Source organism: Massiliimicrobium timonense (assembly GCF_002160865.1).
In the GTDB taxonomy this organism is placed as follows: Bacteria; Bacillota_I; Bacilli_A; order Erysipelotrichales; family Coprobacillaceae; genus Allocoprobacillus.
This window is the reverse complement of sequence record NZ_NFLJ01000036.1, coordinates 16442-33138: the sequence shown is the minus strand read 5'-3', so window position 1 is coordinate 33138 and position 16697 is coordinate 16442. Positions and strand designations below refer to the sequence as shown.

At 31.2% G+C, this 16697-nt stretch carries 15 protein-coding genes; 12 read left to right on the top strand and 3 right to left on the bottom strand.

Annotated elements, in window-relative coordinates; translation table 11 throughout:
- The 4 genes from B5E75_RS14625 to B5E75_RS11375 form a co-directional block, all read left to right on the top strand.
- Positions 1 to 770 (top strand): PD-(D/E)XK nuclease family transposase (locus B5E75_RS14625; RefSeq protein WP_162607687.1); only part of this gene is annotated, 770 nt, incomplete at its 5' end.
- Between the two features lie 99 nt (positions 771 to 869).
- Entirely contained in the window at positions 870 to 1697 is an 828-nt protein-coding gene (locus tag B5E75_RS11385) for a PD-(D/E)XK nuclease family transposase (protein WP_087359337.1), read from the top strand.
- A 99-nt stretch (positions 1698 to 1796) separates the two neighbouring features.
- Positions 1797 to 2624: a PD-(D/E)XK nuclease family transposase gene (locus tag B5E75_RS11380; protein WP_087359335.1), complete on the top strand. Its 828-nt coding sequence runs from the start codon at positions 1797 to 1799 to the stop codon at positions 2622 to 2624.
- Between the two features lie 168 nt (positions 2625 to 2792).
- Positions 2793 to 3149, top strand: a complete 357-nt coding sequence (locus B5E75_RS11375) for a molecular chaperone Hsp90 (protein ID WP_087359333.1) — start codon at positions 2793 to 2795, stop codon at positions 3147 to 3149.
- A 19-nt stretch (positions 3150 to 3168) separates the two neighbouring features.
- On the opposite strand, the gene B5E75_RS11370 is transcribed toward B5E75_RS11375, so the two are convergent.
- Both B5E75_RS11370 and B5E75_RS11365 read right to left on the bottom strand, forming a co-directional pair.
- Positions 3169 to 5742, bottom strand: a complete 2574-nt coding sequence (locus B5E75_RS11370; RefSeq protein ID WP_087359331.1) for a cation-translocating P-type ATPase — start codon at positions 5740 to 5742, stop codon at positions 3169 to 3171.
- Positions 5743 to 5965: 223 nt separating this feature from the next.
- Entirely contained in the window at positions 5966 to 7837 is a 1872-nt protein-coding gene (locus B5E75_RS11365) for a transglycosylase domain-containing protein (RefSeq protein WP_087359329.1), read from the bottom strand.
- 110 nt (positions 7838 to 7947) lie between these two features.
- Here B5E75_RS11365 and B5E75_RS11360 point away from each other — a divergent pair, with 110 nt between their 5' ends.
- The 4 genes from B5E75_RS11360 (at position 7948) to rpoE (ending at position 11913) form a co-directional block, all read left to right on the top strand.
- Entirely contained in the window at positions 7948 to 8343 is a 396-nt protein-coding gene (locus B5E75_RS11360) for a DUF1934 family protein (RefSeq protein ID WP_087359327.1), read from the top strand.
- The gene (cls, locus tag B5E75_RS11355) at positions 8340 to 9845 is read left to right on the top strand and encodes a cardiolipin synthase (RefSeq protein WP_087359326.1); all 1506 of its coding nucleotides are present in this window, start codon (positions 8340 to 8342) and stop codon (positions 9843 to 9845) included. Before B5E75_RS11360 ends, cls begins: the two co-directional genes overlap by 4 nt.
- A 64-nt stretch (positions 9846 to 9909) precedes the next feature.
- On the top strand, positions 9910 to 11571 hold the full coding sequence (gene argS, locus B5E75_RS11350; RefSeq protein ID WP_087359324.1) for an arginine--tRNA ligase: 1662 nt from the start codon (positions 9910 to 9912) through the stop codon (positions 11569 to 11571).
- Positions 11572 to 11580: 9 nt separating this feature from the next.
- Positions 11581 to 11913, top strand: coding sequence for a DNA-directed RNA polymerase subunit delta (gene rpoE / locus B5E75_RS11345; RefSeq protein ID WP_087359322.1), 333 nt, complete (start codon positions 11581 to 11583; stop codon positions 11911 to 11913).
- A 279-nt stretch (positions 11914 to 12192) separates the two neighbouring features.
- Here the strand turns inward: rpoE and B5E75_RS11340 are convergent, their stop codons facing one another.
- Positions 12193 to 13641: an ATP-binding protein gene (locus B5E75_RS11340; protein WP_087359320.1), complete on the bottom strand. Its 1449-nt coding sequence runs from the start codon at positions 13639 to 13641 to the stop codon at positions 12193 to 12195.
- A 259-nt stretch (positions 13642 to 13900) separates the two neighbouring features.
- Between B5E75_RS11340 and B5E75_RS11335 the strand changes: the two genes are divergently transcribed.
- The 4 genes from B5E75_RS11335 to B5E75_RS11320 are packed head-to-tail and all read left to right on the top strand — an operon-like array spanning position 13901 to position 16619.
- Positions 13901 to 14629 (top strand): alpha/beta fold hydrolase, encoded by a 729-nt coding sequence (locus B5E75_RS11335; RefSeq protein ID WP_087359319.1) that lies wholly within the window; start codon positions 13901 to 13903, stop codon positions 14627 to 14629.
- Positions 14592 to 15338, top strand: a complete 747-nt coding sequence (aroD, locus tag B5E75_RS11330) for a type I 3-dehydroquinate dehydratase (protein ID WP_087359317.1) — start codon at positions 14592 to 14594, stop codon at positions 15336 to 15338. The genes B5E75_RS11335 and aroD overlap by 38 nt, the downstream gene beginning before the upstream one ends.
- Positions 15331 to 16113, top strand: a complete 783-nt coding sequence (locus B5E75_RS11325; protein WP_087359315.1) for an HD domain-containing protein — start codon at positions 15331 to 15333, stop codon at positions 16111 to 16113. The genes aroD and B5E75_RS11325 overlap by 8 nt, the downstream gene beginning before the upstream one ends.
- Entirely contained in the window at positions 16110 to 16619 is a 510-nt protein-coding gene (locus B5E75_RS11320; protein WP_087359313.1) for a Gx transporter family protein, read from the top strand. Before B5E75_RS11325 ends, B5E75_RS11320 begins: the two co-directional genes overlap by 4 nt.
- The last annotated feature ends 78 nt before the right edge of the window (positions 16620 to 16697 follow it).

Genomic DNA, 16697 nt, shown 5'->3' with positions numbered 1-16697 from the left:
TGTTGATGAAGATTATCTTTGGTGAACAGTTTTCACTCAAGAGATTTGAAACACAGGAGGACCATAAGCAAGTGGTTAGTCGATCGGTGGAATTGGATATTGTTGTCTATACGCATGAAAGAGCAGTGATAGGTATAGAGGTTGAAAAAAGCAAAGACAATGCTTCACCTATAAGGGCAAGATATCATGCCAGTATATTGGATTGTGATTTGTCCTATCCAGGAGAGAAATGGAGTCATTTTCCAGAGATGTATGTTGTCTTTATATGTGAGGAAGATGTATTGAAAACAAAACGATTAGTGAGTCATATTGAACGCTATATTGACAAGCAGGAACAATTTAAAGATAAGTTACATATTATCTATTTAAATGCATCAATGCAAGATGAAACACCATTAGGGAAGTTAATGCATGATATGATGTGTAATGATCCTGATGACATGTATTATGAGGTTTTAAGAAAAAGAGTCAGTTATTTTAAAAAGCAAGAAGGAGGAAAGAGGACTATGTGTGAAGCATTAGAAGAATTAATTACTGAAGCAAAAAAAGAGGGTGAAAATATTGGTGAAAAACGTGGAGAAGAACGTGGAAAATTAATAGGTGAAGAACGAGGAGAAATTAAAAAATTAATGAAATTGCTGTTAAAGAAATTTCCAAACAAAAACTTTGAATGGGTGAAGGAGTGTAGTAAAACGCAATTAGAAAAGATTGATGATTATATCTTTTTGAATATAAGCTACAATGATTTCTATAAGTTAATTCATTCATGACTATCAAAGGGACTTTGAATCCCTTTGATATGATAAATAATCGTTCCTTAAATATTGAAGGTTTAATCAACTATAAAAATCAAAAAGGAGGAACGATCAATGAATGAGAAATATCTTAACGTATTAAATAAATTAAGACCTATTGATGATACTTTTATGAGAATGATATTCAGGGATCATCAATGTGTTGAACTGTTGATGAAGATTATCTTTGGTGACCAGTTTTCACTCAAGAGATTTGAAACACAGGAGGACCATAAGCAAGTGGTTAGTCGATCGGTAGAATTGGATATTGTTGTCTATACGTATGAAGGAGTCATCATAGGCATAGAGGTTGAAAAAAGCAAAGACAATGCCTCACCTATAAGGGCAAGATATCATGCCAGTGTACTGGATTGTGATTTGTCCTATCCAAAAGAGAAATGGAGTCATTTTCCAGAAATGTATGTTATCTTTATATGTGAGGAAGATGTATTAAAAAATGGTAAAATGCTAGACCATATACAGAGATATCGAGAAGATGGCAATGTTTTTAAAGATAAGTTACATATCATCTATTTAAATGCATCAATGCAAGATGAAACACCATTAGGGAAGTTAATGCATGATATGCTGTGCAATGATCCTGATGAGATGTATTATGAAGTGTTAAGAAAAAGAGTCAGTTATTTTAAAAAGCAAGAAGGAGGAAAGAAGACAATGTGTGAAGCATTAGAAGAACTAATTAATGAAGCAAAAAAAGAAGGAGAAGATATTGGTGAAGAACGAGGAGAAATTAAAAAATTAATGAAATTGTTGTTAAAGAAATTTCCAAACAAAAACTTTGAATGGGTGAAAGAGTGTAGTAAGACACAATTAGAAAAGATTGATGATTATATCTTTTTGAATATAAGCTACAGTGATTTCTATAAATTAGTTCATTCATGACTATCAAAGGGACTTTGAATCCCTTTGATAAGATAAATAATCGTTCCTTAAATATTGAAGGTTTAATCAACTATAAAAATCAAAAAGGAGGAACGATCAATGAATGAGAAATATCTAAAAGTATTAAATAAATTAAGACCTATTGATGATACTTTTATGAGAATGATATTCAAGGATTATCAATGTGTTGAACTGTTGATGAAGATTATCTTTGGTGAACAGTTTTCACTCAAGAGATTCGAAACACAGGAGGACCATAAGCAAGTAGGCAGTCGATCGGTGGAATTGGATATTGTTGTCTATACGCATGAAGGAGCAGTGATAGGTATAGAGGTAGAAAAAAACAAAGACAATGCCTCACCTATAAGGGCAAGATATCATGCCAGTATATTGGATTGTGATTTGTCTTATCCAAAAGAAGGATGGAAAGAGTTTCCAGAGATATATGTTGTTTTTATATGTGAGGAAGATGTATTAAAAAATGGTAAAATGCTAGACCATATACAAAGATATCGAGAAGATGGCAATGTTTTTAAAGATAAGTTACATATCATCTATTTAAATGCATCAATGCAGGATGAAACACCATTAGGAAAGCTAATGCATGATATGCTGTGCAATAATCCTGATGATATGTATTATGAAGTGTTAAAAAAAAGAGTCAGTTATTTCAAAAAACAAGAAGGAGGAAAGAGGACAATGTGTGAAGCATTAGAAGAATTAATTAATGAAGCAAAAAAAGAAGGAGAAGATATTGGTGAAGAACGAGGAGAAATTAAAAAATTAATGAAATTGTTGTTAAAGAAATTTCCAAACAAAAACTTTGAATGGGTGAAGGAGTGTAGTAAGACACAATTAGAAAGGATTGATGATTATATCTTTTTGAATATAAGCTACAATGATTTCTACAGGTTAATTCACTCATAACTATCAAAGGAACTTTGAGTTCCTTTGATATGATAAATAATCGTTCCTTAATATTAAACAAATTACAAAAAAAATAATTTAGTGGTGATGATTCTATAAATATTTTTGTTTGTTGGATGTTTTATTGATAGAAATAGTGTAAAATGAGTTTAAGGAGGATTTAGGAATATGAATAAAGAAATTTTAAATGAAGTTGTAGAGTTTACTCATGAATTATTGAAGACACCAACATGTTGTCAAGAATTAAAGGATGTTGCAAATGAATGGTTAAATGCTATTGGTAGTGAAAATGAAAAAGTAATGACTGAAAAGTATGTTGCTGAATTAAAGGAAGATATTATGCCTATCGAAAATTTAATTGCTTTTGCTGATTCTAAGGCTGGACAAGATTATTTTGGTGAAAAAACTGCAAAAGATATTGTAGTACATAGTAAGGAAATTCAAGCACAAGGGGCTCAATATTGTGATTGTCCAGCTTGTGCTATTGTTGAAAAGATTCTAAAGAAATGTGGAGAAATAAAATAAGCAAGTCGATTTGACTTGCTTATTTTGTAAGCATTTTTCTTGCTTGAATAATAATTGTTGGTAATAATGCAAAACCATAAATGATGAATAATTGTGTAAGAGAAATAGTATGAATCATGAATAGTCCATGCATTGCAGGTACAAATAGGATGAAATGAAGTAATCCAAATCCAATAATAAAGGCTATAATACTTGAACGATTTGTAAAGAAACCAATTTTTGTAAGAGGTTGATGGCTACGACAATTAAAACCATGTAATAAACGGGCTAAACAAATTGTTGCAAAAGCCATTGTTGATGCTGTTAAAGGATCACCTTTTAATCCTGTTAAGTAAGCACACATTGTACATATAGCAATGACAATTCCTTCATAACTGATTTGTAAGAATGTTGTTTTATTTAAAATAGAATCATTTGCTTGACGAGGTTTTTCTTTTAAGACATCATTACGACCAGCTTCCATTCCTATCGCAATAGCTGGTAGAGAATCAGTGATTAAGTTCATAAATAATAAATGTACTGGGAAAAATGGTGTTGGTAATAATAGTAAAGAAGCAATAAAGACACAAATAATTCCTGCAAAATTACCAGATAATAAATAGTTAATAGCGTTTTTGATATTTCTATAAACATTACGCCCTGTAATAACAGCTTTCACAATTGTTGAGAAATTATCATCTGTTAAAATCATATTGGCAGCATCTTTAGATACTTCTGTTCCTGTAATTCCCATTGCAACACCAATATCACTTTGTTTTAAAGCAGGGGCATCATTGACACCATCACCAGTCATTGCGACAATGTCACCACGTTTTTGCCATGCTTTGACAATACGAATTTTATGCTCAGGAGCAACACGGGCATAGACACTGATATGTGTTAATTTTTCATCCAGTTCTTCGTCACTCATTTGATTTAATTGTTGACCATCAATAGATAAATCGCCATCTTCATAGATACCAATCTTTTTAGCAATACTTCTTGCAGTCACAACATGGTCACCGGTAATCATAATCGGTTTAATACCAGCCATTTTACATTTTGCAACAGCATCAGCACTTTCAACTCTTGGTGGATCCATTAAAGAAACCAGACCGACAAATGTTAAGTTATTTTCATCATCTAAAGTGATTTCATCTTTTTGAAAATCTTTATATGCAAAACCTAATACACGTAAACCTTCATTGGCATAATTTTGATTTTGTTGTAGAATTTCATTTTTATAACGTTCAGTTAATGTTTCTTTATGTCCATTGATTAAAATAGTAGAACATCTTTGTAAGATAACATCTGGAGCTCCTTTTGTATAAAGATGGTGAAGTGATGAAACACTCATCAGTTTACGATCAGAATCAAAAGGTAATTCATTTTGACGAATTGCTGAATTTGTAAATTCAGAATTGTTTTGAGTATGCATATGCACTAAATCAATGAGAGCTAATTCTGTTGGATCACCAATTCTTTGATCACCATTGATAACTGCATTATTACATAATAAACAAGCTTTTAAAAGAACTTCATGATCATGTTGATGACTATCTAATTCATTGATTTCTAATAACTTTTGATTTAAATAAAGTGTTTGTGGTGTCATTTTGTTTTGTGTTAATGTTCCTGTTTTATCACTACAGATAACAGATACACAACCTAAACTTTCAACCGAATTTAAATTTTTAATAATTGCATTTTCTTTGACCATCTTTTGAGTACTCATTGATAATACAATCGTTACAATTGAACTTAAAGCTTCTGGAATCGCCGCAACGGCTAAAGCGACCGCAATCATTAAAGCATCTAATAATGATTCATGAGCTAGAAATAGATTTAATGCTAAAACGATGGCACAAATAATCATAATTGCAATAGATAATTTTCCACTAAAATCATCTAAACTCTTTTGTAAAGGTGTTTTACGATCTTTGGCTTCATTAAGCATAGATGCAATTTTTCCAATCTCTGTATCCATACCGATACTTGTGACAATATAACGACCTGTTCCATTTGTGACTAAACTTCCAGAAAAAGCCATGTTTTTTTGATCACCCACAATGACTTCTTCATGAATCGTATCAATCGTTTTGTCAACACTATCCACTTCACCTGTCAATGCACTTTCATTAATCTGTAAAGATGCTGATTCAATAATACGTCCATCACCACTAACAACATCTCCCGCTTCAATCTGGACAATATCGCCAATTGTCAATTCATTAGAATTCAATTCACATAATTGTCCATCACGCAAAACTTTGACTTTAGGAATTGAAAGTTTCTTTAAACTTTCTAATGATTTTTCAGCTTTTAATGTCTGAACAGTTCCTAAAATCGCATTGACAATAATCACTGCCACAATAACAAAAGTACTTTCCAGCTGTCCACTTAAACCAGAAATAATCGCTGCAATAATTAAAATAATAACAAGTAAATCTTGAAACTGTTTTAAGAAAATCAAAAACGGACTTTCTTTTTTCTTTTCAGCAAGTTCATTTTTTCCATACTTAGCTTGTCGATGACTTGCTTCTTGTGAAGATAAGCCTTCCACAGTTGTATGGGTTTCTTTTAATGTTTCTTCAATACTTTTTTGATAATACATATTTTTTCCTCCATTCATCATCTTCAACAAACAAAAAAGACAAGTTCGCTAAAGATTGTATTCTTTAACGAGTCTTGTCTTTAAGATGCACCAGAATAATAAATTATTCGCGATTGTTGATTACATCACACATATTGTGAGACTACTCCCTCATTGCCATTATATTAACATACTCGTCAAAATATGTAAATAGAAAATCAAAAAACATCTTTTTTATTTGTGTTTAAGAGGATTCCTTAAACCAGAAAACAAGACCGTTTTCCTGATAATCGCCAGTGATAGGATTGATAGGTTTGACTTGAAGTGTGTCCGTTGGTTCATACCATAGATTTTCTTTTTGCAGCTCATTTGCCATTGTCTGGAAAATGACTTTAGGAATACGGGTATCTGAAGTCATATTCATTTCTCGGTTATCATCATATCCCACCCAGCTTAAAAGGGTATATTGAGGATTGTAACCGGCACATAAAGAATCGTAAGGTGTAGAACCGGTTTTTACAGCAAACTTTGTTTTAACAGGATAATTCATCATTGTGGGACTGGCATAGGATTGAAATGATTTTTCAAAGGGAGCAGTTAGTAATTGACTAATCATAAGACAAGTATCTTGTTGAAGTAATTGTTTGTTTTGAGGCTCATATTCATATAAGACATCTCCATTGTTATTGGTGATTTTAGTAATGGTGTGAACTTCATTATAAATGCCTTGATGAGCCAATGTTGTATAAATGGATGAAAAATCATAGATATTGGTATTAAGTGTCCCTAAGGCCAGTGAGGGATGAGGAGAGATATGCTGGTATCCAAATGATGTGAGTGTATTAACGAGTGCCTGTTCTCCTAAAAACATATGCGTTTTAACTGCATAAATATTATCACTAAGAGCGATTGCCTGTGCCATTGTAACATCACCATAGGCATATTTTTTGTTGAAATTGGTAGGAGTATATGTTTTTCCATTTTCTAATTGAAATGTTGTCGGTTCACTTTTGAATTTGGTTGTCGGTGTAAAGCCATTTTCTAAAGCAATATAGTAAAGTAAAGGTTTCATGGTTGAACCAACTTGACGAGAAGCCTGAGTTGCACGATTGAATTGTGATGTCGCATAATCTTTACCACCAACCAAAGCCAAAACACCTGATGTTTGGGTGTTAAGGATAATACTGGCGACTTCTAGTTCATCACGATCTTTCATTTGTTTTTCTACAACATCATTGAGTTGTTGTTGAATTTGAGTATCTAATGTTGTTTGAATATTCAATCCCTGATTGACATATTCATCAGTATAAAACCCCAGTGTTTTTAATTCATTAATTACACAATCTCGATAATAGGGATAGGGACATTGAATAGTAGAAGATGGGTGGGGATTCAATTGAAATGGTGTTGAATATGTTTGATTCGCAATTTGTTGTGTAATTTGTTTTTCTTCTACTAAAGCATCTAAAACGATTTTTTGTCTTGCTTTGGCTGCTTTTAAATCTTTAAAAGGTGAATAATATTCTGGACCATTAATCACACCTGCTAACATACTGGCTTCATTTAAATCTAGGTCTATAGGTTTTTTATTAAAGTAATAAAGACTGGCATTTTGAATACCATAAATACCATGACCAAAATAAACAGTATTGATATAGCCTTGTAAGATGGTATCTTTATTATAATGGGTTTCTAAACGAACTGTTAAGAAGGCTTCTTGTATTTTTCTTGACCATGTTTTCTCATTGTTTAAAAACATTAATCGAGCATATTGCTGGGATAGTGTACTGGCTCCTTCGACATGACTTTTAGCACTGATATTGGCTTTTATGGCACGTAAAATACCAACTGGATCAAAACCACGATGTTCATAAAAACGATGATCTTCAATGGCGACAATGCTTTTTAAAAAATAAGGTGATACATCTTTTAAGGCGACATCATTGCTTTGTTGTTGAGATTGATAAAATAATTTTTGATTTTGATCATACATTCTGATAATATGGCCACCATTTAAATCGGGGGCTTCAATGAAATAACTGATTGAATAAACACAGATCATAAAAACAAAACCTGCAATGACAATTCTTCTTAACCACTTGATTATTTTTTTCATGTCCATCACCTCATTCTTTCATTCTTGCCGAAAAAGATCATTCTATTCATTGGAGAAATAAAACGTGACTTTTCTTTTCAAATTTTGATATAATGGAGGCGGTGATAAAAATGAATCAAACAAAACAAGTTCATTATAAAGCTATTTTTAAACAAGGTGATGAAAAACAGACTATAGAATATAAAGTGGACGGATGGATTGATTATGGTCAAAAAACAAGACTACATTTTCAAACAGATCAGGGAAAGATTCAAATTTCTTTTGATGAGGTTGAAGTTCATCTACAAAATGGAGATTCACTGTTAAGATTTCATAAGGAAAAGAAGGTATGGAATCATTATCAATTACCTTATGGAACAGTGGAATTAAAAACAGAACTTCTGAAATTTAAAGCATCTTCACAGATGATTCAAATGAAATATGCCTTATATGATCATCAAGGAATGATTTCTATGGTTTATATTATGATTACGCTTAAAGATTATCCCATAAAGGTGGATGCATGAAGTTTCTCAAGATTTTTTTAAATCGTATTTTTATTTTTAGTATATGTATCTTTCTACAGATGATTTGGATAATTTTTGCAGGCAGGGAATTATGGACACATTATTCATGGATTTATCCTTTGATGTATATTATCAGTTTTCTTGTGGTTTTAGGTTTAGTGAGTAAAGATGAAAATCCTTCATATAAAACAGTGTGGATTATTGTCATTTTATTGTTTCCTATGTTTGGAGGATTATTATATTTATGCATTGGAAATAAGAAACCATCGAGAAAGATTAGAAAAATGTTAGAACCTGTTATGGATGAAATGCGTCCTTATATGATTTTAGAAGATGATGTCTGTGATTGTTTAGATCCAGATAAAAAAGATGGTTTGCATTATTTATCTGATTTAGGATATGGAACATATTTACAGACACAATGTCGTTATTATTCTTTAGGAGATTATTGTTATAGGGATTTGTTGAAGGATATTAAAGAAGCGAAAAGATATATTTTTATGGAATATTTTATTGTTTCTCAAGGTTTGATGTTTCAACAGATTTTAGATTTACTGAAAAGAAAGGTTCAAGAGGGTGTTGAAGTTCGTTTGATATATGATGATGTAGGAAGTTTGACAACTTTGCCTTATCATTTTGAAAAAGAACTGGAAAAGATGGGTATACAATGTGTTGTCTTTAATCCTTTTGTTCCTTTTTTATCGGTTGCGATGAATCATCGTGATCATCGTAAAATATGTATTATTGATGGATATATTGGTTATAGTGGTGGTTTTAATCTGGCTGATGAGTATATCAATGTGAAAATGCGTTTTGGTCATTGGAAGGATACAGGAATGCGTTTAGAGGGAAAAGGTGTCTGGAATCTGACAACGATGTTTTTATCAACATGGAATGCTTATCGACATCAAGATCAAAATTATTTGCTTTATCTTCCAGAGATTTTACCACCCATCCAAAATGATGGTTATGTGGTTGTTTATGGTGATTCACCTGTGGATCATGAAGAAACGGGAGAACATATTTATTTAAATATGATTAATCAGGCACAAAATGAGATATGGATTATGACACCTTATTTTATTATTGATGATACGATGATGAAGGCTTTTTTATTGGCAAGAAAAAAAGGTGTTCGTGTTCATATTATTACACCGGGTATTCCTGATAAGAAAAATGTATATCACGTGACACGTTCTTATTATTATTCTTTAATGAAAGCTGGTGTAGAATTCTATGAATATCAACCAGGTTTTTTACATGCGAAAATGGTTTTATGTGACCAGAGAATTGCCACTGTTGGAACGATTAATTTCGATTATCGTAGCCTTTATTTACATTTTGAATGTAACATCATGTTGACACAAAAGTCTGTCATTCAAGAGATTTCACGTGATTTTCAGGAAACCTTTGCCTTATCACAAAAAGTCACACTCAGTGAGAGTCGTCGTTTCAAAGGAATATATGAAGCTATTTTAAGATTATTTGCACCTTTAATGTAGAAAAAATGTTGACTATATCGTTAAATATGATATTGTATTAAAAGTATGGAAGAAGGAGGGTACCATGGCAATTAATAAAATAGAACTTTCATTAAAGAAGGTCATACAAAAAGCGGTTGTTGATTTAAAATTTGTGGAAGATTATCCACTTGAACAAATTGTAATAGAAATTCCTAAAGATAAAGCACATGGTGATTATTCGACAAATATTGCGATGCAACTTACAAAAGTGTTAAGAAGAAATCCTCGCGAGATTGCACAAGCTGTGATTGATGCATTAGATTTAGAAGCAGGACATATTGAACATGTAGAAATGGCAGGTCCGGGATTTATTAACTTGTTTTTAAGAAAAGATGCAATGACTTCAGTTATTCAGGAAGTTTTAACTGAACAGGATCATTTTGGTTGTTCTGATTATGGACAGGGTATTCGATATAATATTGAATTTGTATCAGCGAATCCTACTGGAGATCTTCATTTAGGACATGCGAAGGGGGCTGCTGTTGGTGATAGTATCTGTCGTATCATGAAAGCAGCTGGTTATGATGTCACAAGTGAGTATTATATTAATGATGCAGGAAATCAGATTACGAATTTAGCGTTGTCTTTATATGCCAGATATTTACAGACTTTTGGTAAAGAAGCCAAGTTACCTGAAGATGGATATCATGGTGCAGATATTATACAGATTGCTGAAAACTTAAAGGAAGAATATGGCGATCGTTTTTTAAATGTTTCTCAAGAAGAAGCCATTGCTTATTTTAGAAAAATTGGAACAGAACATGAATTACAAAAAATTAAAGATATATTAAAAGAATTTAGAGTTGTTCATGATGTCTGGTTTAGTGAAACTTCATTATATGAAAATAATAAGATTGAACCAACCATTCAAAAATTAAAAGATCAAGGATATACTTATGAAAGTGATGGTGCTTTATGGTTTAAATCAACTGAATTTGGTGATGATAAAGATCGTGTCCTTATCAAAAGTGATGGAAGTTATACATATTTAACACCTGATATTGCATATCATTTAAATAAGTTAGATCGTGGTTATGAATATTTGGTGGATTTATTAGGTGCTGATCATCATGGTTATATTCAACGTATGAAAGCAGCTATTCAAGCTTTAGGATATAATGCTGATCAGTTAAACATTGATATTATGCAGATGGTTCGTATGGTTGAAAATGGAGAAGTTGTGAAAATGAGTAAGCGTACGGGAAATGCAGTGACAATTAAGGATTTAATTGAAGATATTGGTGTGGATGCTACACGTTATTTCTTTGTATCTAAAGCAGCAAGTTCACCATTTGATTTTGATTTATCACTTGCTAAGTCAAAATCAAATGATAATCCTGTCTATTATGCACAATATGCCCATGCTAGAATGTGCTCTATTGAAAGACAGGCAGCTCAGGCAGGAATTGAAATGGCTGATCATTATGAATTACTTGTCCATGAAAAAGAAATTGAACTTGTTAAACATATCAATGAATTTAGAAATGAAATTGTTGAAAGTGCAAAACAAAGAGCACCTCATAAAATCGCAAATTATATTCAAAAACTTGCACAATTATTCCATTCGTTCTATAATGATTGTTATGTTATTGATGAAAATCATTTAGATTTATCATCACAAAGATTAGCTTTAGTAAAAGCAACACAAATCACTTTAAAGAATGCATTAAATTTAATTGGTGTTGAAGCACCAGAAAAAATGTAGGAGGATATTATGGTTGATTATAAACAGAGTTCAATGGTAGATGTTGCCTATGATTTGATGACAAAAAAGAAAAAACCGGTAGATTTTTATAAATTATGGCAGGAAGTTTCTGAAATTAAAGGTTTTGATCAAAATAATCAGGAAGAAAATGAATCATTGTTTTATACAAATATAACGTTAGATGGACGTTTTATTACAGTAGGAGAAAATCGCTGGGATTTAAGAAGTCGTCATAAGTTTGATGAAGTGCATATTGATATGAATGATATTTATGCAGATGATGAAGAAGATACATCAGATGATGATGGTGACGATGGTTTAATTGAAGATGATTATAATTAAACAAGCTCTTTTGAGCTTGTTTTTGTGTGCAATAAAATCTATATAGATGGTCTATAATCAAAAAAGATTGACTGTAGGGATTATGTGAAAACATCTTGTATAATAGAAATGCAGTCTGGAAACTAACATACAGTGGAATTATGTAAGCAAGTGAGTAAGAATGCTTGTCTGTATAAACATATTAACGAAGCTGATAAATATTTATTTTATACTTTCATTAACTTATATAAAAAGAACCTACATTATCATAGTATTTAAATAATGTGGTTCTTTATAAAATTAAAGTGATTTCTTGTTGATGATCCACTTTCCGTTTCGAGATGAACCCTCACGTTTGACTATCTTAGATGATTTCAATTTATTAAATAATCTTTTTACGGTTGCTTCAGAAATATTTAACCTTAATCCATATTCTTTATAAGTCAATGTTGGATATTTATGAATAAGTTTTAATAGGTTCATTGATTGATAATCAAGGTCAACATTAAGGTCATCAAGGTCAACATTAAGGTCATCAAGGTCAACATTAAGGTCATCAAGGTCAGTATCATGAATTTGACTTCTATAAATATTAATTCTTAAGTCAATATCTCCACCAATAAACTCTGGTTCTTTTAACCCGGCGTTTAAAACTGTGTTAATAATACGAGGGATTCCACTGCCCCAATGCTCAATTAAATTCATATAAGAAAAAGCATTGGCTAAAGCTTCATTACGAATCTTAGAATAACCATCTTTCATTTTATCTATTGTTTGACCCATAGCGAGTTTTCCAGGAGAAGTTACTTCTAAACGATCATCATAAATTGCGATTTGAATGTTATTTCTATCAAGATAACTACGATGGATTGCAGCATTAATAATTAACTCTCTGATACTTTCTGGAGGTATTTCGTATACATCTTGTCGATAAACACCTTTAATTTTTGCACCAAGATGAATATTTCGTAAAACAAATTGATAAGCTTCTTCTATTTGTTCATAAATTGGTCCGTTTAGTTCTCTTTTATCCACGAAAATCGCTCTATTATTTCCTTTGAATAATCCACATTGAATATGCATTGGAAATGCTTCATTACCTGTTAATATGGCATATGCATTTGTTGGAAAAAATTTTCCTTCCTTTTCAATTAATATTCCCCAAGAAACAAGTTGCTTTTCTGTAACATCCTTTATTGTGTGTTTTAGCGAATCGGGTGCATTTCTTAATGCTACTTCTTTTAAAGAATTGCATAATTTGATGATATCTTCATTTGTGATTTCTAATCCTAAACAGATAGATTGATCAAAACAACGATTATTTCCTTCGAATGTCAGTTCTTTAATCATAGCTTCATCTGCAAGTCTTGTAGTACCCGCTATTCTTACATAAGTTCCATTTTCTTTACCTAAAGATTTTAAATAGTAAGGTCTTTGTCTTTCTGCGTCAATTTCTACGATAATTAAAGTTTTTTCATCAATTGTTTTTAAATAAATATCGGGAATAATTGCAGGTTCACAACTATCAGATATTGCATTTGTAATTGCATCAACAACTTTAAATGCCTTTTCTTTTTCAATTCCAACAATTTTTCTAGTATCATCGCTAACACCAAAAATAATTTTTCCACCAATACCATTTGCAAAAGCAACAACGGTTTTAATATATTTTTGACTATTATTAGGTAACGTTTCTTTAAATTCAATATTTTTATTTTCTGTATCAGCAATCAGTTTTTTTATATCCATCTGAATCACTCCTCATCTTTATGTTTTCTTATTTATGATTAATTATAGCACAAATACAAAGTTTGTTTAATATATTATTAGACAGTCTAAATCGTGTTAAACATATAAAAATACATATAATATATTTCCCATAAAAAAGAAATTTATATGTTGAAAAACGTCCGTGTTTTCTCATTTTTTCTATCTCATTTGACTTGTTTTAAAGAAAGTGTTTTACTCAACAAGAAAAAATGATTATAATGATAAAAGGTGAATAGAAATGAAAGATATTTATTATCAAATTAGTGGAGAAGGTTTTCCTATTGTATTCTTACATGGCAATGGGGAAGACCATCATATATTTGATCAGGCTGTTTTACAGTTATCAAAACAGTATCAATGTATTTGTATTGATTCACGTTATCATGGTCAAAGTATTCACGCTGGGGAATTATCCTATCAACAAATGGCTAAAGATGTGATGGGTGTTGTAGATGAATTAAAATTGGAAGCTTATGATATCATTGGATTTAGTGATGGAGCTATTATTGCTTTATTATTAGCTCAATGTGATTTACGTTTAAAACATGTTGTGAGTATTGGGGCGAATACCAAACCTTGCTATATCAAATCTTTTTATCGATTAACATTTTATTTACAAATGCTTTGTTTAGCTGTTTTTGCATTATATCAAAAGAAAGCTAGACTCACATTGAAGTTGTATCGATTGATGTTAACACAACCACAGATTGAATATCAACAATTACATCAAATTCGTATCCCTGTTCTTATTTTGGCAGGTGAATTTGATATGATTAAAGAATATGATACAAAACAAATAGCCAAAGCATTGCCTTATGGTATTCAAAAAATAATAAAACATGGCAATCATTTTTTATTACGAGATTCTTTTTTAGAAACGATGAAAGAAATTTGTTTATTTTTAGATGCTTGTCATCAGGAGGAAAGTCATGAAAATATGTCAGGTACGCCAATTAACAATAGGTGAAGGAAAACCTAAAATTTGTGTTCCTGTTGTTGAAACAACAACAGAAAAGATCATCCAGCAAATACAAGAACTACAAAATTGTGATCTTATTGAATTAAGAATTGATTTTTATGAAAACATCCATGATTTGAAACAAGTTCATGAATTATTATTGCAGGTAAGACAACAGACGAATCTACCACTTTTATTGACGTATCGTTCTTTAAAAGAGGGTGGACACATTCAACTGAGTGATCAAGAATATTTATCACTGGTTCAAACAGCATGTCAAAGTGGATGTATTGATATTGTAGATATTGAACTGGAAAGTGGGAATATGTTAGTTTATCAGTTGGTTGAAATCGCTCATCAAAATCATGTGAAGGTGTTGATGTCTTACCATGATTTTGAAAAAACACCAGCTGTGATGGAAATGAAAGAGCGTCTGGAAAAGATGGAAATTATGGGAGCAGATATTTGTAAAATAGCTGTTATGCCTTTTTCTTTTAAAGATGTGATTCAATTACTGAATACAACAATGGAAATGTCACAAAGGCTCACAAGACCACTTGTGACAATGTCAATGGGAAAGATCGGAAAAATCACAAGAATTGTGGGAGAAATGGTTGGTTCATCTATTACTTTTGCCAGTGTAGGACAATCTTCAGCACCGGGACAACTCACTTTAGAAGATATGCAGACTTTATTGGAGGTTATTCATCATGATTGATTTTATTCAAGCTCAAAAAGCTTTTCAAAATTATATCAGCTCTTATGATATGACCATTCCTTCTATTCGTTTGAAAGTCGTGCATACATATAAAGTTGTAGAATGTTGTGAATATTTATGTCAACATTTACATTTGTCTAAAGAAGATACAGATTTAGCGATGTTGATTGCTTTATTGCATGATATTGGACGTTTTGAACAATGGATGCAATATCAAAGTTTTGCTGATCATAAAACCATTGATCATGCTTTATTTTCAAGTCAGTTATTATTTGGTAAAGGATTGATTCGTGAATTTATTTCTGACTCTCAATATGATGACATTATCAAAAATGCAATAGAACAGCATAATCGTTATCGTATAGAAGATGGTTTTGATGAGCGTACATTATTATTTATTCATTTAATAAGAGATGGAGATAAATTAGATAATTTTAGGGTCAAGGAAGAAGAAAGAATAGAGGATCTTTTATATGTCAGTTTAGAACAGGTCAATCAGGAATCTATTTCAGATAAGATTTATCAACAATTTTTACATGAACAATTGATATATGCTCCTGACCGACAGACACATATAGATATGTGGTTATCTTACATTGCCTTTATCTTTGATTTGTATTATCCATGTTCTGTTCAATATATTCAAGAATATCATTGGGTTGAGCGTTCTTTTGATCGTTTATCACCAGTCAATCCTCATGTTTATCAACAATATATGACATTAAAACAAATAGCTTTAGATTATATTCAAAAAAGGAGTAACAATGTAGTATGAATCATAAAAAAACAAGAAAAATGATCTATTTGGCTTTATTAAGTGCTATTGCGATTGTTTTACATACAGTGGAAGCGATGATTCCTGTTCCATTACCAGTAGGAGCAAAACTAGGACTGGCCAATATTATTTCATTGGTTGTTGTTCATCTTTATGGTGTCAAAGAAATGTTTATTGTTAATATTTTTAGAGTTTTTGTTTCTAGTTTATTAACTGGTATATTTATGCAAAATCCTTTCTTTATTAGTTGTGGTGGTGTCTTTTTAAGTAGTTTAGCTTTAGCAATTATTTATAAATTTATTCAACTACCAATGGTATCTACATCCATTGTTTCAGCTATTTTTCATAATATCGGACAAGTGGCCGTCGTATCTTTTATATTTTCTTTTGCAGGGATTATGATTTATGTTATACCCTTGTTGATAACATCCATCCCTACAGGGATTTTGACAGGATTAGTTGCCATTGAAATATTAAAACGTGTCAAAAAAGAACAAATTCAATGATGAAAATATTTTCATGGAATGAGCGATTGATGTAGAATCAGTCGTTTTTTATTATCAGATTTGATACAATAGATGTAG